Below are 23,938 nucleotides of genomic sequence, written 5' to 3'. Positions count from 1 at the left end.
GCATGGCGCGCGCTTCCTCTACGAATCGCGGATCTGACCGAATCTCCGCAACGCCTCTTCTCGCTCGGCCTTGTGGTCGACGATCGGGGCCGGGTAGTCGTCGGCCTCGACATCGCCGACCCAGCGGCGGACGTATTCACCCTTCGGGTCGAACTTCTCGGCCTGCGCCTCCGGATTGAACACCCGGAAGTACGGCGCCGCATCGGTTCCCGTGCCCGCGGCCCACTGCCAGCCGTGATTGTTCGAGGCCATGTCACCGTCGACGAGTTGCTCCAGGAAGTACTCCGCACCCCACCACCACGGCAGGTGCAGGTCCTTCACCAGGAACGACGCGGTGACCATCCGCACCCGGTTGTGCATCCAGCCGGTTTCGTCGAGTTGCCGCATCCCGGCGTCCACCAGCGGGAAACCGGTCCGGCCGGCCTTCCATGCCTCGAAGCGTGTGCGCGCCGCGTCGTCGGTGTCGAGTTCGATGTCGTCGAACTGCCGATTCCAGTTGTGCCACAAGCTGTGCGGCCAGTGGTAGAGGACATCCGCATAGAAGTCGCGGAAGGCGAGTTCACGCAGGTACGCCTGAGCTCCCCTGCCCCTGCCGAGATCCGCGGCGAGCGTGCGGGGGTGGATGTTGCCGTACTTCAGGTACGCCGACATCCGGCTGGTCGCGTCGGCGGCGGGATCGTTGCGCGTCTCGTCGTAATCGGCGAGACCGTTGTCGACGAACTCCGCCCACCGTGCGAGCGCGGCGTCCTCCCCCGCGGGGAACGACAACCCGACCGGCGCCTTCGGAACCCTGATGCGGCCCGTTCTCCCCAGGTCGGACGGATCGACGACCGCCGATTCCGAGAGCGTGGAATCGGCGGGTCTGCGCCAGCCGTGGTCGCGCCAGCGGCGGTGGTACGGCGTGAACACCTTGTACGGTTCGCCGTTGTCCTTGGTGACGCGGCCGGGCGACACCAGATAAGGCGATCCGGTCGCCACCAGTGGGATGTCGCCCAGCGCGTCGGCGACCGCCTCGTCGCGGCGTCGGCCGAACGGGGTGAAGTCCTCCGAGATGTGCACGGCCTCGGCGTCGACGATCCGCGCCAGCCGCGGCACCTCCTCCTCGGGGCGGCCCCGCACGACGAGCAGCCGACCGTCGAGCTTCTGCTCGACCTCGGCCAGCGACTCGAACAGGAACGCCAGCCGCCGCTCCCCGGCCGACCGCTCCAGGCGCGGGTCCACCACAAAGCAGAGAAGGACCGACGAATCGTCGGTCCCTCTGGCCGCTTGCAGCGCCGGTAGGTCGCTCAGGCGCAGGTCGCGCCTGAGCCACACCAGGCAGGTGGCCGTCAGCCCACTCCGAGCAGGTCGATCACGAACACGAGGGTCCGTCCCGAGAGGCGATGGCCGGCGCCTGCGGGGCCGTAGGCCAGCTCCGGCGGGACCGTGAGCTGACGGCGGCCGCCGACCTTCATGCCAGGGATGCCCTCCTGCCAGCCCGGGATGAGCCGGTCCAGCGGGAAGTTGGCCGACTGGCCGCGATCCCACGACGAGTCGAACTCCTCGCCGGTCTCGTAGTCGACACCCACGTAATGGACGTCGACGATGCCGCCGCGCACGGCTTCGGCACCCTCACCCACGACCAGGTCGGTGACGGTCAGCTCGGTAGGCGGCGGACCCGCCTGGAACTCGACCTCTGGCTTTTCAGTGCTGGTCACTAAGACTCTCCTTTGAGTCGGCGGTCAGTCGATGTTCCGGGCGGGTCGAGCCGAGAACACAGGCGAACGGTCAGGCTCGCTCGCTCATCGGCACGTAGTCGCGCTCGGTGTAACCGGTGTAGAGCTGACGCGGACGGCCGATCTTGGTGGTCGGGTCCTCGTGCATCTCACGCCAGTGCGCGATCCAGCCCGGAAGGCGGCCCAACGCGAACAGCACGGTGAACATGCGCGTCGGGAAGCCCATCGCACGGTAGATGACACCGGTGTAGAAGTCCACGTTCGGGTACAGCTTGCGCTCGATGAAGTAGTCGTCGTTGAGGGCGACCTCTTCGAGGCCCTTGGCGATGTCGAGCAGGTCGTCCTGGACACCGAGGGTCTCGAGGACCTGGTCCGCGGTCTTCTTCACGATCGCGGCGCGCGGATCGTAGTTCTTGTAGACGCGGTGGCCGAAGCCCATGAGCTTGACGCCGTCTTCCTTGTTCTTGACGCGCTCCATGAACTTCTTGGTGTCGCCGCCGTCGGCCTTGATGGCGTCGAGCATCTCGAGAACCGCCTGGTTGGCGCCGCCGTGCAGCGGGCCCCACAAGGCGTTGATGCCGCCCGAGATCGAGGTGAACAGGTTCGCCTGCGACGAGCCGACCAGGCGGACGGTCGAGGTCGAGCAGTTCTGCTCGTGATCGGCATGCAGGATGAACAGCATGTCGAGGGCCTTGGCGACGTCCGGGTTGACCTCGTAGGGCTCGGCCGGGAAGCCGAAGGTCATGCGCAGGAAGTTCTCGACCAGGCTCAGCGAGTTGTCCGGGTACAGGAACGGCTGGCCGGCCGACTTCTTGTAGGCGTAGGCGGCGATGGTCGGCAGCTTCGCCAGCAGGCGGATGGTCGACAGCTCGACCTGCTCGTCGTCCTTGGGATCGAGCGAGTCCTGGTAGTAGGCCGACAGGGCGTTGACCGCGCTCGACAGCACCGGCATCGGGTGCGCGTTGCGGGGAAAGCCGTCGAAGAAGCGCTTGAGATCCTCGTGCAGCAGCGTGTGCCGCTGGATCTTGGTGGTGAAGTCCTCGAGCTGAGCCGGGGTCGGGAGCTCACCGTAGATGAGCAGGTAGCTCACCTCGATGAAGGTCGACTTCTCCGCCAGCTGCTCGATGGGGATGCCCCGGTAACGGAGGATGCCCTTCTCACCATCGATGTAGGTGATGGCCGACTTGGTCGACGCGGTGTTCATGAACCCACCGTCGAAGGTGGTGAGGTTGGTCTCGGCAAGGAACTTGCCGAGAGCGACCGAGTCTGTCCCCTCGGTGGCCTTCAGGATCGGGAGCTCCAGCTTTCCACCGGGGTAGGTGAAGGTCGCTGAGGCCGTGTCGGACGCCTGGTCGGCTGGGACTGTTTCAGCAGACACACGAACCCCTTATTCAGATCAGAGTTTTTTCAGTGTCCGGTAGGACACACAGGTACAAACTAGTCGTTTCTCAGCTCGCCCGCCCAAGGAGGGTCGGCACCGGGGCGCGAGACCGTGATCGCAGCCACCTGAGCTGCGAATTCGGCAACCTCACGCCATTGGTTAATCCTCAGTGAGCGAACCGAACTCGGTGACAGCGCTCCCAGCCGATCGAGCTGGTGCACGAGGCCGCCCAGGACGCTGTCGCCGGCACCGATCGTATCGGCGACCTCGACACCGCGCGCCGGTACCGTGACCTCCTCGTCGGCGGTGGTCACCGTGATCCCGGCCGAACCGGCGGTCGTGATCACCGCGGCGACCCCGTCGGCCAGCCAGTCCCCGACCGTGCTGCCACCGGGCCCTCGACCCAGCCAGGCGGCGTCCTCGTCGGAGAGCTTGAGTACATCCACGAACGGCATCCACCTGCGGAAACGCTCCCGGTAGGCGTCGGCGTCGGCGATCACGGCCGAGCGGATGTTCGGGTCCAGCACGACGAGGCGCTCCTCGTCGTGGCAGCGCCTCATCAGGTCCTCGTAGACGCTCGCACCGGGTTCGAGCACGAGCGAGAGGGTCCCGAAGGTCACCGCGCGGACGGTCGGCGGGAGCGTTCCCGGATCGTCGACGTTCCGGTCCGCGGTTCCCTCCACATAAAAGCTGTAGCGTGCCGACCCGTCGTCGGCGATGGTCGCGAGGGCCAGCGAGGTGGGCTCGGACCGACGCTGGAGCAGCGCGGTGCCGACGCCCGCGGCCTGCAGTGCGCGGATGATCGCGTCACCGTAGGTGTCGGTGGAGATCGCGGACAACAATGAGACGGCACTACCCAAGCGTCCCAAAGTGATCGCCACGTTGAACGGACCACCGCCGAGTACCGGCTGTAACGGAGCGAGCGTTCCGTCGATCACGGCCTCCGGCGTCTGCTTCTGTTGCACGACGTCGACGAGTGCCTCGCCGCACACGACGATCTCTCTCATGGGCATCAGTCTGCCACCCGACCGGCGCTGCCTGTCCCGATCCGGGGTCACGGCCCCACGGCGGTAGATTCTTCTCATGCGCGAGTTGCCGGCGGGACCCGACGCGGTCGTGCTCGACTTCTCGGCCGACGAGTCCCCGTCGGCCGCCGTCCTCGATGCCACGGCCGCCCTGCGCGATGCCGTCGACCGCGGCGAACTCTCCGACATCACCGACCTGGTCCCGAGCGCCCACACACTGCTGGTGCAGGCCGGACCGGGGTGCGGCGTCGACGAGCTGGGCATACGGCGGGCGCTGCGGCGCCGGGCCTCCGGCGGGCGACGGTTCGACGCGGAGGCCGACGAGATCGTGATCCCGGTGGTCTACGACGGCGAGGACCTCTCCGATGTCGCTGCCACGCTGGGCATCTCACCACGGGAGGTGATCGACCTGCACCGCGGGACGCGGTGGCGGGTCCAGTTCATGGGTTTCGCACCGGGTTTCGGCTATCTGGTGGCCGACGACGCGTCGCCGCATCCGTTCGAGCGGGTGGGGCGCCGCGCGGAGGCACGCACACGGGTCCCGGCCGGCGCGGTCGCGATCGCGGCCGGATACAGCGCCGTCTACCCGAAGGCGAGCCCCGGCGGCTGGCAGCTGTTGGGACGCACCGACGTTCGGCTGTGGAACGAGGACGCGCAGCCTCCTGCCCTGCTGTCCGCGGGCCGGGTGGTGCGCTTCGTGGAAGCCGGCACGACAGGTACCGGGTCAACGGACGCCGACACGGCGGACTCGGGGTCGGCGGATGCCGACACGGCGGACTCGGGGTCGGCGGATGCCGACACGGCGGACTCGGGGTCGGCGACCCGATGACGTCGGTGACCGTTCTCGCGACCGGTCCGCTCGCGACGATCCAGGACCTCGGCCGCCCCGGGTATGCGCATCTCGGCGTACCGGGTTCGGGTGGCGCCGACCGCGGTGCACTGCGGTTGGCGAATCGTCTTGTGGGGAACCGCGAATCGGCGGCGACGATCGAGACCACGCTGGGTGGGCTGCGGGTGCGCGCCGACGGTGAACTGCTGACAGTGGTGACCGGCGCCGACGCCGTGGTGCGCGTCAACGGCGCCCCGGTCGGCCTCGACGCGGCGGTCGTGCTGCACTTTGGCGACGAGTTGTCGGTCGACCCACCACGATGGGGACTGCGGAACTACGTGGCCGTTCGTGGCGGATTCGATGTCGCGCCGGTGCTGGGGTCGCGGTCGACGGACACGTTGTCGGGGCTGGGACCTGCACCATTGACGGTGCACACCACCCTGCCGGTCGGAACAGATAGCGCGGATTGGCCGCCCACCCAGTCCGCCCCGCCGAACACGCGGCACCCGCGGGTCGTCGAACTGGAGATCCACGAAGGCCCACGGGTGGATCACCTCGTCAATCCCGAAGACCTGTGTGCGGGAACGTGGGTCGTCGGCGCCGACAGCAACCGTGTCGGCGTGCGCACCGACCGGCCCGTGGGTTCGTCGCACCCGCTGCTGAGTCATCGACCCGACGCGGGCGAGCTGCGCTCGGAGGGCGTGGCACACGGGTCGGTACAGGTCCCGCCGAGCGGAAGGCCGGTGCTGTTCCTCGCCGACCACCCGGTCACCGGCGGATACCCGGTGGTGGCGGTGCTGACCGCGGGATCGGTCGATCTGGCGGCGCAACTGGTTCCGGGAACGGAGATCCGGTTCCGGAAGCGGTGACGTTTGGGACCCTCACCCCTCGGGAACGCGGCTCGTGTCCCCGATGTGGAGGTACGAGACGTGACCGAACCGTCAGTGAACGACCTGTCGACCGTCCAGCTCGTCGAACGTCTGCAGCATCAGACCGCGACGCTGGTGAAGACCGAACTCCAGCACGCGGTGGCGGAGATGAAGGACAAGGGCACCCGGATCGGAGTCGGTGCCGGCATCTCCGGCGCAGGTACCCTGCTGGTGCTGTTCGGGCTCGGCACGCTGGTCGCGGCCGCAGTGCTGGGCCTGGCGAACGCGGTTCCGGCCTGGCTCGCGGCGGTGATCGTCGGCGCGGCCCTGCTCGTCATCGGCGGCGCGGCCGCGGCGATCGGCGCGCAACGCGCGAAATCGGCGGCCCCACCCGCACCCGAGCACACCGTCGAGAGCGTCCAGCGCGACGTCGCGACCGTGAAGGAGCACCTGTAGATGAACGACGAGACGCAACCCGGCCGCGACGACGCCGCGACACCCCCACCCATCGAGCAGCAGCGCGAGGAACTCGCCGAGACCGTCGACGCGCTGGCCGCGAAGCTCGACGTCCCCGCGCGCGTGAACGCAGCGGCGTCGGAGACCGCGCGCTCGGCGAAGACGAAGGCCGCCGAGAACCGCACCGCGCTGTTCGGTGTCGCGGTGGCCGCGGTCGTCGGCACCGCCGCGATCGTCGTCGCACGGCGACGCCGCTGAAGCCCACCCCCTCGACAGGAGATCCCGTATGAGCGCCGTGTCCAAGACCGTCTACAAGCCGCTGTCCCTCGCCACGAGCGTGCTGGGAGGTGTCGCCGCCGGCGCCGTGTTCGGCCAGATCTGGAAGCGGATCTCCGACGACCCCGACGCACCCGACCCCAAGGACCTGCAGCGCAGCAACGTCGAGGTGCTCGCCGCGGCCGCCCTGCAGGGATTGATCTTCGGGCTCGTGAAAGCGGCCGTCGATCGCGCCGGCGCCCGCGGCTTCAAGGCCGTCACCCACGAGGACCCGTCCTGATGCGTGACGGTTGACACACCGATGAGACGAAACCTAGAGTTTCGTCTCATGACCGAGCTACTGGACGACACCCAGGGCGCCTGTCCCGCACATGCCGGAACCCCGGCCCACGCCGGCCACGGCGACTGCCCCGTCGGCGCGGCCCCGGCCGAGTACTCCGAGGACGAGTCCGAGCTCGGCGGCACGGGCGTCAAGGCCGCGCACGAGTACGAACCACTCGGTCCGGATTCCCTGACCTGGCAGATCTGGGGCACCTGGACCGGCATGTTCCAGGGCCTGTGGGCGGGTTCGATCCAGAACATGCACCCCAAGCTCGGTGCGGCCGTGTGGGATCATTCCGACTTCTTCGGCGAGCGGTGGCAACGACTGATGCGGTCGCTGTATCCGATCAGCGGCGTCGTGTTCGACTCGGTGATCCCCGGCGCCCGGACCGGCCTCGAGGTCCGCGACTATCGCCGGAACGTCAAGGGCGTCATGGAGGACGGGTCGCGGTATCACGCCTTGGATCCGGACGTCTTCTATTGGGCGCACGCCACGTTCTGGTACGGCAACGTCCGCCTCTGTGAGCGCTTCGGCCCCTTCCTCACCGAGGACCAGAAGCGCCAGTTGTTCGAGGAGTCCAAGGCCTGGTACGCGCAGTACGGCGTGTCGATGCGGCCCGTCCCGGAGACCTACGAGGACTTCCTCGAGTACTGGGATTACATGTGCCGCAACGTCCTTCGCGACCATGTGTCGGTGCGGACGGTGCTCGACATCACCCAGCTGCCGCCGCCCCCGTTCCTTCGCTTCATCCCGAAGAAGATCTGGGACAGATACCTGGTGCCGCAGAACCAGAAGCTGTTCATGTGGCTGACCACCGGCTTCTACGACGAGCCGATCCGCGAGATCCTCGGCCTGAAGTGGACCGACAAGGACGAGCGCCGGTTCCGCCTGCTGGGCAAGGTCATCAACGTCGTCATGCACAAGTTGGTGCCGAAACGCTATCTGCGCCACCCGCGCCCGCGCGATGCGTGGGATCGCGTGAACGGGAAGGTGCCGATCGACGCGCCGATCGTGCACACCCCGAAGCGCAATCTGCCGCCGGAGAGCGAGCGCGACAACCCGATGCACTACTGTCCGGTGACCGCGGCGCGTCGTGCCACGTATCCGGGCATGCTCACCTCGGACAAGTGATCACGACGCCGGGACGATCCCGGCGTCGTCACTGCTGGCCCATTCCCCCGCGGCGCATCACCTGACGGACCCGATCGGCCTCCCGTCGACCGTGCGGATTCGGCCGTCCCGCTCGTGCGCCGGCGAGCTTGGCGCCGATGTGCTCACCGACGGTGATCGGTGAATACCGGCTTCCCGCACCGACACACGACGGCAGGGTCGAGATCCGGGCATCGATGTTGCCGTCGTGGAAGTAGGCGGCGGAACGTCGACGTTCGACGGTGCCGTTGACGACCGGCGGTTTCACCCGGTGCAGTGTCGACATCCAGCGTTCGTTGGTCCAGCGCGCCATCAGGTCGCCGAGGTTGATCAGCAGCGCGCCGTCGGCGGGCGTGACGTCGTGCCACCGACCTTCCTTGTCGAGGACCTGCAGGCCCTTGACCTGGTCGGCCCACAGGACGGTGACGATCCCGTCGTCGGTGTGCTCCCCCATCCCGGTGAGCTCCCCGTCGTTCCCATCCCCGAGCTCGGCCGCGCCGGGCGGCAGCGCGTAGTTGTTCATCCGTAGGACGTCGAGGGAGTGGTCGGTGAAGCCCTCGAAGAAGTCGGCGGGTAGATCGAGGGCGTCGGCGAAGATGCGGGTCAGGGTGTGCGCGACGCGCCGGGCCTCGGTGAAGTAGGCCGACACCGCGGCCTGGAAGTGCTCGATGTCCGGCCAGGTGTTGCGGGCGTAGTGCTCCTCGGGAAGGTCGAGTTCGGGGTATTCACCGGCCTCGACGCCGACGTCGAACGCCTCGAAGAAATCGTTCAACCGGTCGGCGGCCTCGCTTCCCGGCGAGAGGGACAGCGACTCCGACTTCGGGGGCGCGTAACCGCGATTGATCTCCTGGGGCCTGCAGTACGCCTTCTTGACCTCGAGGGGCAGGGCGAAGAACTCGTCCATCACCGCGGTGAACTCCTCGATCACCGCCGACGGGATCTCGTGCCCGACGATCTGCATGAACCCGACCGAGCTCGCGGCGTCGTCGACCTGGGCCGCCACGACCGCCTTGTCGGCCGGATCGCCGTTGCGCACATACGGCGAGATGTCGATGATCGGCACATGAAAGCCGGTTGAGGCGGCGGTCATGGCACCCATGGTGACACCGAATCGTCGAATCCGCTGGCTGCACGCGGAATGTGTCTAGGTGCGCTGACCTGCGCGGTACTGCACGAAGGTGGGGATCACCAGCGCCGCGACGATCGTCGCGATCACCACGGCGACGCCGCCGTACGCGGTCGCGGCGGCCACCCCGATCGAGGCGGCGGCGGTGCCGTGGGCGACGTCGGCGATGCGCGGGCCACCAGCGACGACCACGATGAACACGCCCTGGAGGCGTCCGCGCACCTCGTCGTTGGCGGCGGCGAGCAGGATGGTCTGGCGGAAGGCCGCCGATGCCATGTCGGCGGCGCCGCCGATCATCAGCAGCACCACCGCGACGACGAGCATCGGCATCGCGGTGCCGTCGGCGAACGAAACGGCGACACCGGTTCCGGTGATCGCGACGCCCCAGATGAGGATGCAGACGACGACCGCCAGGCCCTGCCGCTCGACGCGGGACACCCAGCCGGAGAATACGCCGCCGACCACCGCGCCGGCCGAGATCGCGGTGAACAGCAACGCGAAGGCGATACCGCCGCCCTCCGGGCCGCCGAAGTTCTCGTGCGCCATCTGCGGGAACAGGGCGCGCGGCATGCCGAAGATCATGGCGATGAGGTCGACGAGGAAGGACGCCATGAGAATCTTGTGGCCGGTCAGGTAGCGCAGGCCCTCGATGACCGAGCGGAGGCCCGCGACCTTCGGCGCGGCATCGGACTCGGGGCGCAGCGACGGCAACCCGATGACCGCGATGAGGGTCGGGAGCAGGAAGAGCGTGTCGGCGAAGTAGAGCCACGAGTACCCGAGGACCGGGATGAGCGCACCACCGACGAGGGGGCCCGCGATGGCTCCGGCCTGCATGACGGTCATGTTGAGCGACAACGCCGCCGGGAGATCCTTGGCGTCGAGCAGGCGCGGCAGCACCGCGGTTCGCGTCGGCTGGTTCACCGCGAAGAACGCCTGCTGAATCGCGAAGAGGACCAGGATGATCCACACGTTGTCGCCACCCGCGGCAGCCTGTGCCCAGAACAGTGCGCTACAGACGATGAGGCCCACCGTGGTGACGACGAGAAGTGTCCGACGGTCGAAGACGTCGGCGAGAGCTCCGCCCCACAGTCCGAACACGACGAGCGGCACCAGCCCGAAAACGCCTGTCAGACCGACGTATGCGGAGCTGCCGGTGACCTCGTAGATCTGCGCGGGCACCGCCACGATGGTGAGCTGGGCGCCGATGACGGTGATGATGTTCGCCAGCCACAGCCGCCGGAAGTAGTGGTTGCGCAGCGGCGTCGTGTCGGCGAGGAAGCGGGCCATCCCCACGATGTTATGGCCGTGACGGCCGTCACTCGCCCGTGGATGGGTTCGCGTGCGCGGTCGTCGGCTGCGGCTATGGTGACCTGCGCCGTGGCGACCGCCCGGCACAGCGCTCGACAGGGGGACTTGCGTGATGGGTGTTCGACGGTGGCTGACGGTTGCGGCGACGGCGCTGGCCGTCGTCCTGGGACTGAGTTCTCTCGCTGTGGGAGGCGCGCAGGCCGGCCCGCGCAAGCCCACGGCGGGTGACCGGATCACCATCCAGTTCGTCTCGGATCAGCAGGACACGTACAGCTATTTCTGGGTCGACGGAAACAACCGGATGGCCGCCGGCTCCAACCCGGTCAGGCCCGGGATGAAACTGCACGACCACAACCGGAGGACGCGGGTGTGGTCGCGGACGGTCGGCTTCACCTCGCAGCGCAAGGACCAGCAGATCGGAGCCGGCATCACGTCGTGGGGCGGCTACGCGGGCTGCTCGATCTGGGTCAACGGAGTGCGCGTTCGGCACCACGTGTACCGGGCGCCGATCTTCGCCCAGGCGGTGTGCGGCATGGACACCATCGACACCGGGCGCGTCGACTTCCACATCTGACGCGTCCGGCGCTCACCCGGCCCCGAGACGTCTCGCCCTCCGCGGCCCATCGCCGAACTAGGGCTGCAACCGCTCGATCCGCCATTCGTGGTCGACATGGGTGAGCCGAACCCGGTTGTGCAGCCGGTTCGCGCGGCCCTGCCAGAACTCGACCTCCTCCGGCAGGATTCGGTAGCCGCCCCAGTCCGGCGGGCACGGGATCTCCTCGCCGGCGTCGAACCCGCCGAACCTGGCGGCGACGTCGGCGGCCCTGCGCTCGAGGTCGAGGCGGGTGCCGATCGGGCGGGACTGATCCGATGCCGCTGCCGAGATCTGTGAACCGCGGGGGCGAAGCTCCCAATACGCCTGGGTCTCTTCCCGACTGACGTGTTCGACCGGGCCGCGGAAGTGGACCTGGCGTTCGAGCGCGATCCACGGGAACGTCACGGACGCATAGGGATTCTCCGCGAGGTGACGGCCCTTGTCGGAGTTGTACCCGGTGAAGAACACGACGCCGCCGGCGTCGACCCCCTTGCAGAGAACCGACCGGGTGGACGGCCGGCCCCGGGCGTCGGCGGTGCCGAGCACCATCGCGTTGGGTTCTGGGATGCGCGCCTCGAGGGCTTCGCGCAGCCACACCTCGAACAGGTCGAGCCAAGGCGGGTCTCCGCGCATCCAACTGGGGTCGAGGTTCTCCCGGATGCCGTCGGCCCCGGCGGCACGATCTCCCTCGCCGATGTTCGGTGGGATTCCACCGCCATAACCGACACGCATGTTCGGCAGATCGATCGGGTCCCGAGGTTTGTCCAACACGATCGTGAATTTACTCCGGTGACATTGTCACTCCCTGGCACAACGCCGAACGCGGCGCTGATCTACAGTTCGATCTGGATCGACGCACACAATTGCACGACACGGTTGTCAGTGAGGTGGTTGCCATGGCCAACGCGGTTCCCGAGGATTTCGTCCCAGGTCTCGAAGGCGTGGTGGCGTTCACCACCGAGATCGCCGAGCCCGACAAGAACGGCGGCAACCTGCGGTATCGCGGCGTCGACATCGAGGACCTGGTCGAGAACAAGGTGACCTTCGCCGATGTGTGGGCGCTGCTCGTCGACGGCCGCTTCGGCAACGGACTGCCGCCGGCCGAACCGTTCCCGCTGCCCATCCACACCGGTGACGTCCGAGTCGACGTGCAGGCCGCGCTGGCGATGCTCGCCCCGATCTGGGGTTACGAGCCGTTGCTCGACATCGACGACGCCACCGCCCGGGAGAATCTCGCACGGGCGTCGGTGATGGCGTTGTCCTATGTCGCGCAGTCGGCGCGCGGAATCCATCAGCCCGCGGTGCCGCAGCACGTCATCGACGAGTGTTCGACCGTCACCGAGCGGTTCATGACCCGGTGGAAGGGCGATCCCGATCCCAAGCACGTCGCGGCCATCGACGCCTACTGGGTGAGCGCGGCCGAGCACGGGATGAACGCATCGACGTTCACCGCGCGGGTCATCGCATCGACCGGCGCGGACGTGGCGGCGTGTCTGTCGGGTGCGATCGGCGCGATGTCGGGACCGCTGCACGGCGGTGCCCCGGCACGTGTGCTACCGATGATCGAGGAGGTCGAAAAGACTGGTGACGCACGCGGATTGGTGAAGGGCATCCTCGACCGCAAGGAGAAGCTCATGGGCTTCGGCCACCGCGTGTACCGCGCGGAGGACCCGCGGGCCCGGGTGCTTCGACGCACTGCGCAGGAACTCGGTGTGCCACGTTACGAGGTGGCCGCCGCGCTCGAGCAGGCCGCGCTGACCGAGTTGCGTGAGCGTCGTCCCGACCGCGCGATCGAGACCAATGTCGAGTTCTGGGCCGCGGTGATCCTGGACTTCGCCGAGGTCCCACCGCACATGATGCCCGCGATGTTCACATGTGGCCGGACCGCCGGCTGGTGCGCGCACATCCTGGAGCAGAAGCGCCTGGGCAAGCTGGTCCGCCCGGCCGCGATCTACACCGGCCCGGCCCCGCGCCGTCCCGAGGACGTCGAGGGCTGGGGCGACGTGGTGAAGCCGGGACTCTAGGGTTTTGTACGGCGGGAGCGCGCGCCTGGTCAGGGCTCGCAGAATAGTCATCGGGTTTCTGGCGACAGCGTGTGTCGCATGCTCACCTCTGGAGGACCAACCGACTTCGCATACCAATGCACCGCCATCAGATTCTGTTGCGCCACCATCAACATGACACCGCTGCTGATTACCGTTTCCCGAGCGATCTCGTCGGCAATTTCAACGTCGTCTGGTCAGCAGAACCCGGCATCGATCTGCTTTCGCGAGCGGCCGAGGTTGTACGAGCAACCGCAGAAGCAGGGACGATTCTCAGCGTACCGCCGTCCAGAAACTATCCCGGGGCCGAACAGGCAGCAAAGAACGCTCGAGGTGTTCCCGGGGCCCATACGTTCTCCGGAGCCATCTCGAATCTCACGGTCAAGACCGGGACGAAGTACATCCATCTGGTCGCGTTGGAATCCTCAGCCACCGAGATCCATGCCGTCGGTTGCGAATATGAGTTCGGGCTCCTTCGCGCGATCGACGACCCGCGTGCCGGCGGGTACGTGGGAGGCCTCGGTTTCTCCGTTGACGCAACTCGACGCCCGGCCAGCACTGATCCGAGAGAGGACACAGTCACGGATCGGTATGAGAACGCTGTCGACCGAGCTCCTCGATACGACGCTTTCGCGCCTTGGAACGTGATCCACCGCAGTGTCCACAGGGACCCACGGCTGCAAGTATGCCTTCGCAAGGGTCGCGAGATCGCACGCAGTCACCCGGCTTACGCGGAGCAGCAGATCAGTGACCAAACGCTGACTGTGAGCGCCGACCCACTTCGGCCCGAGCTCTTCCCGATCCTTCCCCAGAACCCGCCCTGGCCGGCACCGTAGCCGCTCGTGCCGCCCTTCGGCCCAGAGATGCTGGTTCCGAGTAGCGCATCCTAGGGAAGCCGCCCCCCGTGGTGGGCCGATCGACAGCTCATTGTCAGCGGGATACCGTGACACGTCGGCAACCGAGGTCGGAGACTCCATGGCGAAGTACGAGCGCACCCTCACCGGCGATTTCGACGAGGTGCTGCGCGCGATCCACTTCGGGATCATCACCGGCAGCGCATCGGCGAGCTTCGAGGACGGCACCGAATTCCACGCCGGCGACGTCCGATGCGCCACCCACGTGTACGAGCGCTACAGCACGGTCGGGAGCAACCGGCTGACCCTCACCGTGACGCTGGTCGGTCGCGGTGACCACCTGAGCCTCTGCGCGATCACCTCTGGCGGTAGCCAGGCGATCTTCTGGAAGATCAACACGCTCGGCGAGCAGGCGTTCCTGGACAGGTTCGTCGAGGTGGTGGAGAAGGTGGCTCGGCCAAAATGAGAAGAACTCTCCTCAGCATCAGGGTCCGACGCTGCGATCCATGGCGATCATCGTCAGAATCATCGTCATGTCGTGCGTGGCACACGGACCCGAACTGAGCCGGTGACCCCATCTCCGAGCACGACGAGGACCCAGAGCATTCTCTCTGCGGAAGTTCGTCGCGATGGCTTATCGAACCCCAAGCCACCGCAGCTTCCCTTCCCAAGAGGCCTGCAGGATGTGGGCAGCGACCAGGATCGGGCAGGTCCCGGCCTTCTCTGGACAGACGCCGTTCGAGACGGGCGGGTACCCGGTTGAAGTCGTGCGGCGAGCGAGGTTTCGGACGATCTTGCGGTACCCATTTCGGCCCGCACCTGGCCTCCGTGTCCTCAACTCCTCGTTCGCGAGTCTTGCCGCGTCAGGTTGGCCCGCGATCCTGTGGACTCCGAATCGGCCGGATCGTCGGGACGCGCTAGCGTGTCGTCAACGACCGGACTTTTCGGGGAGACGACGTCGACCTACGGTGAGCGGGTGACCCGACGAAGAGGCGAACGCCAACCCGGAGTGAGTGTGCAGGAGGCAGAATGACAGAGCTGCGAATCCGTGCAGCCGCAGTGGGCGCTCTCGTCGCTGCCTTTGTCGCCGCATGCGGCCCATCCCCGGCCGGCGACGCAAACCTGGGAACGGCCACCCATACCACCACAAACCCAACCGTTCGTGTACCTGCCGACTACCGAATCCCCGCCGAAGCCGGCACCTTCACGTTCGTGTGGTCCGCCGAGGACGGTATCGATCTACATTCTCGTGCGGCAGAGATCATCCGCGCCCAGGTCGAGTCGTGTGCACTCTCACCATATGGCGCCAACGCCGTGTACCCCGGTGCCGAAAAAGCCGCACTCGATGCAGATATCACCTCATCCGCCAATTGCGTTCGCCCATACCCCAGGCCACTACCAAGCGGCAATGCGTTTCAGGGAACCATCCACGCGCACATAGCCTCGATCGAGGCGACAGAAACCTCGATCTCTGCACACGTGTGCGAGACCCGCAGTGGCAGGGCGCGACTCGATCCGGATCACCCACACCTGGACGGCACCCCCGAGTTCGACGTCCTCAACGGGACCAGAGGAAAACAGATCGTCGCACAGAAACCCGCCGACGTCGCCGACCCACGCGCCGACGCCGCACGCGTCGCCCAACCCGGTACGGGCACCCGCGAACCCCGATACAACGTGTTCTACCCCTGGGTGTTCCCCCCATTTCAACTGCCCACCACGAAACCACCGGCCACACCGATGATCAGTGACCCGACCTGCAACAGGTGGGCCGCCGAGGCACTCACCCGTATCCCGGCCTTCGCCGGGCAAACCCCGTACAATCCCGACGACACCCTCAGAGAACTCACACCGAAAGCCCTCGGCCCCGAAGGATTCCCAACACTCCCCCAGTACCCACTCTGGCCCGAACCACCTCGACACTGAAACACCGTGCGGTCCCCTCTCCCCACCCCGGCAGGTGTCTCACGAACAGCCTGACGGGATGGATGCGTCTGGAGATCGCGATTCTGCGGGTGAACCGCGATTCTCGGAGCCCGTGCCCGCCATATACATCGACGCGATAGCGTGACGTCGTCAAGCGGCCTTCGGGGATTCGATGGCTGAGTACGAGCGCACCTTCACCGGCGACTTCGACGAGGTGCTGCGCTCGATCCGCTTCGGGATCATCACCGGCAGCGCATCGGCGAGCTTCGAGGACGGCACCGAGTTCCACGCCGGCGACGTCCGATGCGCCACCCACGTGTACGAGCGCTACAACACGGCCGGGAGCAACCGGCTGAGCCTCACCGTGACGCTGGTCGGACGCGGTGACCACCCGAGCCTCTGCGCGATCACCTCCGGCGGCAGCCAGGCGATCTTCTGGAAGATCAACACGCTCGGCAAGCAAGCGCTCCCGGACCGTTTCGTCGAGGGGTGGAGAAGGTGGCGGGGCGGGCAGGGTGTTGAGGAGTGAAACCGATCGGCCTGAGCTGGGGACACCGAAGCGGCCAGAGACCACGGACCTCGTAGAGTGGCGCTCGGAGTAAACCGCAAAGGAACTACGCCGGGGGAACAGTTGACTGATTTCGCAGTGAACGCGGGGGCGATGGACGCCGTGGCGGGCGCGTTGGAAGGCATGTCTCATTTCATCGAGTCCACGGGCGCCTCAGACATTACTTCCCAAGTCGCCGACGCGATGCCGAACTCGCTCCTTACCGTTGTGACCGTCGACGCCACAGACAAACTGAAACAAGCACGTACCGCTGTGTCTGGTCAATGGGAGACACTGGCGTCTGCTATTCGAGCTGCACGTGCCATCGCTGTCGAAGCCGACGAGGAAAGCGCTGCGAAGATCCGCAACCTCTCTCAGCTACCAGCCATCGAGGAATCGCGATGACCGGATCCGGCCCGCTTACGAAGCGGGTCATCGACTCCTGGCGACCGCTCGACCTGACGCAAGTGTCAGTCAAGCTCCTCGTCGACGCGATTCGGAGCAACTCGGTAGCGGCTGCTCAAACCGTCGACGGGTTGCCGCTGAGCTCATGGCGGGGACTTTCGCGGTCGGCCGCGAACGCTCGTGCCAACGATCAGTACGAATGGGCTAAGAAGGTTTCTGCCGCAATCGAGGATCTGGAAACAGCCTTGAAAAAGGCAGGCAAAGAGATCTATTCGTACAGAGAGGTCGTATCTGGCGCGTTGTTCGCTGCCAGTCTTCAGCGCTGCTACTTGGTCAGTGACGATGATCCCGCGTGGACGATGAAGTACCGTCCCGGATCAGGAGGAGAGGACGAGAACCTGACACCGGCACAGATAGCCGAGAGGGAGCGCTCGAACGCCGGCTTCGTCAAGTCGAAAGCCGACGAACTCTACGCCGTGGTTTCCGACCATGCTTCGGCAATCAGCGTCGCGATCTCCGCGATCGCAACAGCCGCACCCGCGAAGCTAACGCTCAGTGCGCAGGACGGTCGTCGCGACGCTCTGCTCGGTGAGGACGGTTGGACCGACTCGGAAGCCGAATTCGTCGGCAACAACCTACGAGCGGCAGGATTGACAGAGGATCAGATCCGCCGCCTCCTCGACGGGGAAAAGCTCTCCGATGTGCCACAAGGCGCTCAAGAGTATCTTCACATGTTCTTCAAGAACCTGTCAGGCGACCAGCTCCTCAACCTCGACGACAAGTTCAAAGACATGGGGACTCCGCAGGGAGATGCCTGGTCGTCGGCGATCGGGCGCGGAATCCTGACTCTCTCCAACGAAAATGTCGGGCGCAACAGCGGATACGAGTACCTGCCTTCTTGGCTCCGCGAATGGGCCCGGGATCCAAGCTCGGGGAGCGCCAAGGATGCACCAACGTCGGTGTGGATGGCACGCCTATTGAACGACGGCACTGGAGGGATGCCGGCCGGGGAGCGGTTCGGCGCCGATCTACAACGCAAGTCGGCAACCATCAGCGCACGAAACGGCGACGGCACACGGTACCCTGACGCAGCATTCATCGATCCAAGGAATCCCGAGCAATGGGATCCCAACAACCGCGACGCCTCCTTGGCGCGCTACCACAACACAATCGAGAAGCTGTTCGACGTCGGTGCACGGAATCACTTGTCTTCTGCCGCGGTGCTTTCCGGCGAGTACACCGACGGGACCGCTCTCTCGAACTATGACCGGGACGAGACACTCCGGCGCCTGTTCACGTACGAATGGACGGACGACGGAGAGTCGGTAGGCAAGTTGATGGATTGGGTTGGCGAGTACGGGCGTTCCGATGACCCGTCCAAAGTAGAGCTGGCCGACCGGGCCTTCAAAGGTCTCTTCGACTACACAACAACCACCGAGTCGTCCGACGGCGACAACAACTTCGCAGCATTGATGGACGCCAACCGAAACGACGACGCCATAGGAAAGATCAATCCAGAGTTGGCTGATGCGCTGAGAAGGGCTGCCAAGCCCTACCTCAACATCCTCGCCGGCGGTATCCCGTCAGAGCACGGACACCCAGGGCTCTCGTTCGACTACCACGACGATGAGAAGCAGGCTCGGGCGGCACGACTGTTCACCCTGATCGCGAGCGACAACACCTTCGTCGAGCCCTCAGAAGCCGATCCCAACGGCGAAGTTGGAGCCGGCGCGAGGCTGTACCGAGACATTCTCGAACAATCGATCGCCAATGGCGCACGCGCTGGGGCGGGAAGCATGAAAATAGAATTCAATGACACGCACGCGCTAGCGGAACTGAGTGAAAATCTGCAAGCCCTCGGAAGAGCGGGGCTTCATGGGGCTGAATTCGACCTTCAAGGCGACCATAGCCAGGCCGCTCAGGACCGCAATGCTGCCGACACCAGGATACGAAACATCGTTTCGTCGGCGTCTGCCGCAGCAACAGCTATTCCGAACCCTTACTGGGTCGCCGCTGGCGCTGCCGGAACCGCTCTCACGCCATGGCTCCTGCCACCTGAACCCACCGGGGAACTTCCAGTGAACCTGAATTACCCCGTCGAAAGCTCTACTGAGCACAAACTCCACTTCTACTATGGTGTACTCGCAGGCTCCGAGCTGCCTCCGATTTCAGATCGCGAAAACTGGTATGGAGAGGACGGAGAGCTGAAACCGCTACCAACCATCCTGGCAGAACATAACGGCAATACCGGACAGATCTATAGCGATATCACGAGGCACCTGAGGTTCCATCGGCATGACCAACTCGTTGCCGACACCAACAGCGGGACTACCGCGGGAATTGGGCAAGGAATCCTTCACTTCAACCCAACAGACAAGGACGACTACCAAGACAAAATCTTGCAGGAGACCGAATGACAATCCTGCAAGGCAGAGCAGCAGTCCTTGCTGGGCTTGTTACCTTCGCCGCGATCCCCGCATGTAGCACCGGCCTCACCGACCAGGCTGACCAGGAAAGCTCACGTGCGTCGAACCACCCCGCCAGTTCTAGCCAATCAGTATTGGTTCAGTCCGACTACCGAATCCCCGCCGAAGCCGGCACCTTCACGTTCGTGTGGTCCGCCGAGGACGGTATCGATCTACATTCTCGTGCGGCAGAGATCATCCGCGCCCAGGTCGAGTCGTGTGCACTCTCACCATATGGCGCCAACGCCGTGTACCCCGGTGCCGAAAAAGCCGCACTCGATGCAGATATCACCTCATCCGCCAATTGCGTTCGCCCATACCCCAGGCCACTACCAAGCGGCAATGCGTTTCAGGGAACCATCCACGCGCACATAGCCTCGATCGAGGCGACAGAAACCTCGATCTCTGCACACGTGTGCGAGACCCGCAGTGGCAGGGCGCGACTCGATCCGGATCACCCACACCTGGACGGCACCCCCGAGTTCGACGTCCTCAACGGGACCAGAGGAAAACAGATCGTCGCACAGAAACCCGCCGACGTCGCCGACCCACGCGCCGACGCCGCACGCGTCGCCCAACCCGGTACGGGCACCCGCGAACCCCGATACAACGTGTTCTACCCCTGGGTGTTCCCCCCATTTCAACTGCCCACCACGAAACCACCGGCCACACCGATGATCAGTGACCCGACCTGCAACAGGTGGGCCGCCGAGGCACTCACCCGTATCCCGGCCTTCGCCGGGCAAACCCCGTACAATCCCGACGACACCCTCAGAGAACTCACACCGAAAGCCCTCGGCCCCGAAGGATTCCCAACACTCCCCCAGTACCCACTCTGGCCCGAACCCATCCCCTGAAGTCGCATCGTCGACCTGAGAAGCGCGAGCTACAACGCGCGATTTTCCGCCGAACCGCGAGTTCGGAGGCCGGTCGGGCGCTGTGGATGGGGAGTGAGCCGTCCACAACCACACCCTCTGCGGCCCAACGGACCCCGAATCCGGGCACCATCGGGCCATGGCCTTCGACAACCCGGTCTTGCGATGCTCCGAACTCACTGCCGCTCTCGGGGCCGACCACCTGGCGCGACGTCAGGCAGACGGCACGGTGACCAGCACGTCACCGTGATCGATGGTGTCCGCGTCACGACACCCGCCCGCACGGTCGCCCGACATCGCTCGACTCAGCACGTTCGAGCAGGCCGTGGCCGTTCTCGACAGCGGACTACGACTCGGGGTCGACGCTTCCGATCTCCCCAGAATCACCAGGTCGGCGACCCGCATGAAGGGCGTTGCACGACGGCGCCACACCCTCGCCATCGCCAACGGCCGGACGGAAAGTGTCGGCGAATCCCTCAGTCGTGCAAGGATGATCACTCTCGGACTACCTGCTCCCGACCTTCAGGTCACCGTACTCGACGCCGCGGGCCGCTTCATCGCGCGCTGCGATTTCTGCTGGGACGACCGGTTCGTCGGCAAGTTCGAGGGGTGGTCGAGTATTCCGGGCAGTTCGGATCGTCTGCGTCGGAGACGGTCTTCGCCGAGAAGCGACGCGAGGACGCGATCCGACGCACCAGGCGCATCGTCGTGCGGTGGACCTGGGACGGCCTGAACGAGCCGTTCAGGTTCCGCAGGCTGATCGTCGACACCTTGCGCGAGGCCGAATACTTCTGAGCGCCAACCAGATCGCGGGCTCACCCACGGAATCGCGAGTCAGAACTCGCGATTCCGTCGGCGGACCCGCGATTCTGCGGATGCTCGGGTCGCGCGGGCGCAGCGAGCGTCCGCTCAGTGCGGGAGGGTCGGCAGGCGCCAGGTCGACGGGTCGAGCAGATTCGGGGCCGGCGCGTCGGCCTTCATGCCGGGCGCCTCGATCTGCACCGACTGCTGCGCCGGGGTCGCGCCACCGTCCACCCTCACCGGCGCGTTCTCGCCTGCGGTCGGCGGCGCGGGCACCTCCGCCTTCGCATGCCGACCGGCGACGACTCCGCCCGCCGGTGCCGGCCCCGCGGCGCCGGACTCGATCTTCGCATGCCGGCCCGCCTTCGCGTGCCGACCGGCCCGCACCGGGGTATCCCCGGACTCGGGCTTCGCGTGCCGACCGGTCTTCTTCAGTGCGCGCTCGACCTCCCCGGCGTCCTGCGGCGCGTCGGCGCCCCACGCATACCAGTTATGGCCGCCGTTGCGGTACTCGAAGGTGATCGGGACACCGAGACTCGTTGCGGCAGCCTGCAATGCAACCGTCGACGCGAAGGCTCCGGCCTCGAGGGCGATACCGAGGGTGAGCGCCGTGGCGGCATCCTGCACCAGCTTCGGCGCCTTGTTCGGATTCGCCTCCAGCTCCTCCTGGAACACCTCGCCGGCCCGGCGCAGTTCGAGCGGCGTGGGGATGCCGGTACCCGACGACACGATGACGACCTGCCCGGAGTCGCCGAACTCGCCGAGACGCTTGGTCACGTCGTTGTCGCGCCACTGGTTGCCCGGGCTCTGCGGCTTGCCCCACATCGCCGTCTCGCCGTTCTCGATGTCGGCGCGCATCTTCTGGATCGACGGGATCGCCATCCAACCCAGCGGGTTGTCGGTGGGGAAATAGCCCGAGTACGCACGCACGACGCTGTAGACGTCCGGGTTGTCCAGCGCGATGATCATCGCCGGTCCCGCCGACATCGAGACGCCGACGATCGCGTTGTTCGACGACTCGACGTCGAAGTTGGCCCTGATGTAGTCCGGCAGTTCCTCACCGATGAAGGTCTTCCACTGCGGCGCGGCCTTCTGACCGGTCGGCGGCTTCTGCCAGTTGGTCGACCACTCCCCGGCGCCGCCGGTGGGCAGCACCAGATTGACGTCGGGCCCGTACTTGTCGAGGCCGGCGTCGGGATTGGTCCAGGTGCTGTATTCCGGATTCGAGCCCAGGCCGTCGAGGAAGTAGACGCCCTGCTCCGCCTCGCCCGGCTTGTTGTCCGACGGACGCACCTGAACAGTCACCTCGCGGCCGAGCGAGTCCGACTCGAAGGTGCACGTCTGGATGTTGCGTGCGCGCTCCTCGTCGTTGCGCCAGACGCAGCCTGCGTCGTCGCGCAGCCGATCGGGATCGACGGCATGCGCGGGCGCGGTGCCGAGCAGACCCGCCGTTGCGGCACAGACAACCGATGCAGAGATCGCGGCCAAGTGGCGCCCAGGCGCCCTCCGGTCGAGAACCAGACCCATCAACGAACCTTCCGGGGGAGGGGAGAAAGCAGAGATCCCACGCAGGGCTGCCCAATGATTCGCAAACCTTACAGAATCGAGACCCAAAGCGCATTGTCGGAATCGTGCTGAGCATGCCTGTCGATTCGCGATCATTCGGGCGGAACCGAAATTTCCGATCACATCGGTCCCGATTTTCGTCCGAACGTGTGCCGCGCGCGGCTCGGCAGAGCCGGAAACGCGAGGTCGCCCCAGGGTGGCGTCCGCCACATCCCTAGAATCAAGCCCATGAGCGATACCGCGACCGCATCTATCACCTTGCCCGCCGACCTGCTGCCGTCGGACGGCCGCTTCGGTTGCGGACCGTCGAAGGTGCGCCCCGAGCAGCTGCAGTCCCTCGTCGACACCGGAGCCAAGGTGTTCGGCACCAGCCACCGGCAGGCACCGGTGAAGAACGTCGTCGGTTCGATCCGTGAGGGTCTGGCCAACCTGTTCTCCCTGCCCGAGGGCTACGAGGTCGTCATCTCCAACGGTGGCACCACCGCCTTCTGGGACGCCGCCGCGTTCGGCCTGATCAAGCAGCGTTCGCTACACCTGACCTACGGCGAGTTCTCGTCGAAGTTCGCGACGGTCAGCAAGAAGGCCCCGTTCCTCGATTCGCCGGCCGTCATCTCCACCGAGCCGGGCACCGCGCCCGATCCGTCGGCCCTCACCGCCGAGGACTTCGGGGGCTGCGACCTCATCGGCTGGGCGCACAACGAGACCTCGACCGGTGTCGCCGTGCCCGTCGTGCGGCCCGCCGGTTCCGACGACGCGCTGATCGCGATCGACGCCACGTCGGGCGCGGGCGGTCTGCCGGTCGACATCGCCGACGCCGACGTCTACTACTTCGCGCCGCAGAAGTGCTTCGCCTCCGACGGCGGCCTGTGGGTCGCGATCATGAGCCCGCGCGCCCTGGCCCGCATCGAGGAGATCGCCGCGACCGACCGCTGGTGCCCCGAGTTCCTGTCGCTGCCGACCGCCGTCGACAACAGCAGCAAGAACCAGACCTACAACACCCCGGCCGTCGGCTCGCTGCTGCTGTTCGCCAACCAGATCGAGTGGATGAACGACAACGGCGGCCTGGACTGGTGCGTCTCGCGCACCGCCGACTCCAGCTCGCGCCTGTACCAGTGGGCCGAGGCCAGCGAGTTCGCGACGCCGTTCGTCGCCGATCCGGCCAACCGCAGCCAGGTCGTCGGCACGATCGACTTCAACGACGACGTCGACGCGGCGGCGGTCGCCAAGACCCTGCGTGCCAACGGTGTCGTCGACACCGAGCCGTACCGCAAGCTCGGCCGCAACCAGCTGCGCATCGGCATGTTCCCGGCCATCGAGCCCGAGGACGTCACCAAGCTCACCCAGTGCATCGACTACATCGTCGAGCGCCTCTGAGCTGGTCAGCATCCACCGTCGTCACCGGCGCG

The 23,938-nt window shown here is 66.3% G+C and carries 24 protein-coding genes; 16 read left to right on the top strand and 8 right to left on the bottom strand.

The window, feature by feature from the left end; all coding sequences use genetic code 11:
* Window positions 1-18: 18 nt before the first annotated feature.
* From ABFT43_RS04250 to ABFT43_RS04235, 4 genes are all read right to left on the bottom strand, one after another.
* Entirely contained in the window at window positions 19-1,314 is a 1,296-nt protein-coding gene (locus ABFT43_RS04250; protein WP_347959118.1) for a cryptochrome/photolyase family protein, read from the bottom strand.
* A 14-nt stretch (window positions 1,315-1,328) separates the two neighbouring features.
* Complete coding sequence (locus ABFT43_RS04245) at window positions 1,329-1,697, bottom strand: FKBP-type peptidyl-prolyl cis-trans isomerase (RefSeq protein ID WP_347959117.1); 369 nt, start codon at window positions 1,695-1,697, stop codon at window positions 1,329-1,331.
* 70 nt (window positions 1,698-1,767) lie between these two features.
* A complete protein-coding gene (locus ABFT43_RS04240; protein ID WP_347959116.1) occupies window positions 1,768-3,093 on the bottom strand; it encodes a citrate synthase in 1,326 nt (441 codons plus the stop codon).
* Window positions 3,094-3,152: 59 nt separating this feature from the next.
* Entirely contained in the window at window positions 3,153-4,103 is a 951-nt protein-coding gene (locus ABFT43_RS04235; protein ID WP_347959115.1) for a carbohydrate kinase family protein, read from the bottom strand.
* 76 nt (window positions 4,104-4,179) lie between these two features.
* On the opposite strand from ABFT43_RS04235, the gene ABFT43_RS04230 reads away from it, so the two are divergent.
* Genes ABFT43_RS04230 through ABFT43_RS04205 form a run of 6 tightly spaced genes read left to right on the top strand, consistent with a single transcriptional unit; the run spans window position 4,180 to window position 8,004 of the window.
* Window positions 4,180-4,950 (top strand): 5-oxoprolinase subunit B family protein, encoded by a 771-nt coding sequence (locus ABFT43_RS04230; protein WP_347959114.1) that lies wholly within the window; start codon window positions 4,180-4,182, stop codon window positions 4,948-4,950.
* Complete coding sequence (locus ABFT43_RS04225) at window positions 4,947-5,819, top strand: 5-oxoprolinase subunit C family protein (protein ID WP_347959113.1); 873 nt, start codon at window positions 4,947-4,949, stop codon at window positions 5,817-5,819. The genes ABFT43_RS04230 and ABFT43_RS04225 overlap by 4 nt, the downstream gene beginning before the upstream one ends.
* A 60-nt stretch (window positions 5,820-5,879) precedes the next feature.
* A complete protein-coding gene (locus tag ABFT43_RS04220) occupies window positions 5,880-6,275 on the top strand; it encodes a phage holin family protein (protein ID WP_347959112.1) in 396 nt (131 codons plus the stop codon).
* Entirely contained in the window at window positions 6,276-6,533 is a 258-nt protein-coding gene (locus ABFT43_RS04215) for a DUF3618 domain-containing protein (protein WP_347959111.1), read from the top strand.
* Between the two features lie 28 nt (window positions 6,534-6,561).
* On the top strand, window positions 6,562-6,831 hold the full coding sequence (locus tag ABFT43_RS04210) for a DUF4235 domain-containing protein (RefSeq protein WP_347959110.1): 270 nt from the start codon (window positions 6,562-6,564) through the stop codon (window positions 6,829-6,831).
* 48 nt (window positions 6,832-6,879) lie between these two features.
* Window positions 6,880-8,004 carry an oxygenase MpaB family protein gene (locus ABFT43_RS04205; protein WP_347959109.1) on the top strand — a complete coding sequence of 375 codons (1,125 nt, stop codon included), beginning with the start codon at window positions 6,880-6,882 and terminating at the stop codon, window positions 8,002-8,004.
* Between the two features lie 28 nt (window positions 8,005-8,032).
* Here the strand turns inward: ABFT43_RS04205 and ABFT43_RS04200 are convergent, their stop codons facing one another.
* On the bottom strand, window positions 8,033-9,121 hold the full coding sequence (locus ABFT43_RS04200) for an isopenicillin N synthase family dioxygenase (protein ID WP_347959108.1): 1,089 nt from the start codon (window positions 9,119-9,121) through the stop codon (window positions 8,033-8,035).
* Window positions 9,122-9,166: 45 nt separating this feature from the next.
* A complete protein-coding gene (locus ABFT43_RS04195) occupies window positions 9,167-10,435 on the bottom strand; it encodes an MFS transporter (protein ID WP_347959107.1) in 1,269 nt (422 codons plus the stop codon).
* Window positions 10,436-10,568: 133 nt separating this feature from the next.
* Between ABFT43_RS04195 and ABFT43_RS04190 the strand changes: the two genes are divergently transcribed.
* On the top strand, window positions 10,569-11,030 hold the full coding sequence (locus ABFT43_RS04190; RefSeq protein WP_347959106.1) for a hypothetical protein: 462 nt from the start codon (window positions 10,569-10,571) through the stop codon (window positions 11,028-11,030).
* A 57-nt stretch (window positions 11,031-11,087) separates the two neighbouring features.
* Here ABFT43_RS04190 and pdxH read toward each other — a convergent pair whose 3' ends face one another.
* Entirely contained in the window at window positions 11,088-11,822 is a 735-nt protein-coding gene (gene pdxH / locus ABFT43_RS04185; protein WP_347959105.1) for a pyridoxamine 5'-phosphate oxidase, read from the bottom strand.
* A 125-nt stretch (window positions 11,823-11,947) separates the two neighbouring features.
* On the opposite strand from pdxH, the gene ABFT43_RS04180 reads away from it, so the two are divergent.
* The 8 genes from ABFT43_RS04180 (at window position 11,948) to ABFT43_RS04145 (ending at window position 20,960) form a co-directional block, all read left to right on the top strand.
* Window positions 11,948-13,075, top strand: a complete 1,128-nt coding sequence (locus tag ABFT43_RS04180; protein WP_347959104.1) for a citrate synthase 2 — start codon at window positions 11,948-11,950, stop codon at window positions 13,073-13,075.
* A gap of 993 nt (window positions 13,076-14,068) precedes the next feature.
* Window positions 14,069-14,413 (top strand): DUF6054 family protein, encoded by a 345-nt coding sequence (locus ABFT43_RS04175; protein WP_347959103.1) that lies wholly within the window; start codon window positions 14,069-14,071, stop codon window positions 14,411-14,413.
* A gap of 563 nt (window positions 14,414-14,976) precedes the next feature.
* Entirely contained in the window at window positions 14,977-15,873 is an 897-nt protein-coding gene (locus tag ABFT43_RS04170; RefSeq protein ID WP_347959102.1) for a hypothetical protein, read from the top strand.
* Window positions 15,874-16,045: 172 nt separating this feature from the next.
* Window positions 16,046-16,402 carry a DUF6054 family protein gene (locus tag ABFT43_RS04165; RefSeq protein ID WP_347959101.1) on the top strand — a complete coding sequence of 119 codons (357 nt, stop codon included), beginning with the start codon at window positions 16,046-16,048 and terminating at the stop codon, window positions 16,400-16,402.
* Window positions 16,403-16,504: 102 nt separating this feature from the next.
* Window positions 16,505-16,825, top strand: a complete 321-nt coding sequence (locus ABFT43_RS04160; RefSeq protein ID WP_347959100.1) for an invasin — start codon at window positions 16,505-16,507, stop codon at window positions 16,823-16,825.
* Window positions 16,822-19,242 (top strand): TPR repeat region-containing protein, encoded by a 2,421-nt coding sequence (locus ABFT43_RS04155; RefSeq protein ID WP_347959099.1) that lies wholly within the window; start codon window positions 16,822-16,824, stop codon window positions 19,240-19,242. The genes ABFT43_RS04160 and ABFT43_RS04155 overlap by 4 nt, the downstream gene beginning before the upstream one ends.
* Window positions 19,239-20,147, top strand: a complete 909-nt coding sequence (locus ABFT43_RS04150; protein WP_347959098.1) for a hypothetical protein — start codon at window positions 19,239-19,241, stop codon at window positions 20,145-20,147. The genes ABFT43_RS04155 and ABFT43_RS04150 overlap by 4 nt, the downstream gene beginning before the upstream one ends.
* Window positions 20,148-20,774: 627 nt before the next feature.
* Complete coding sequence (locus ABFT43_RS04145) at window positions 20,775-20,960, top strand: hypothetical protein (protein ID WP_347959097.1); 186 nt, start codon at window positions 20,775-20,777, stop codon at window positions 20,958-20,960.
* A gap of 114 nt (window positions 20,961-21,074) precedes the next feature.
* Here ABFT43_RS04145 and ABFT43_RS04140 read toward each other — a convergent pair whose 3' ends face one another.
* A complete protein-coding gene (locus ABFT43_RS04140; protein ID WP_347959096.1) occupies window positions 21,075-22,493 on the bottom strand; it encodes an alpha/beta hydrolase in 1,419 nt (472 codons plus the stop codon).
* 267 nt (window positions 22,494-22,760) lie between these two features.
* On the opposite strand from ABFT43_RS04140, the gene serC reads away from it, so the two are divergent.
* Window positions 22,761-23,906, top strand: a complete 1,146-nt coding sequence (serC, locus tag ABFT43_RS04135) for a phosphoserine transaminase (RefSeq protein WP_347959095.1) — start codon at window positions 22,761-22,763, stop codon at window positions 23,904-23,906.
* Window positions 23,907-23,938 lie beyond the last annotated feature (32 nt).

The sequence above is a fragment of the Gordonia aurantiaca genome, assembly GCF_039939235.1.
In the GTDB taxonomy this organism is placed as follows: Bacteria; Actinomycetota; Actinomycetes; order Mycobacteriales; family Mycobacteriaceae; genus Gordonia.
Note: the sequence above shows the minus strand (reverse complement) of the source record. Positions and strands in the feature narration are given on the sequence as shown.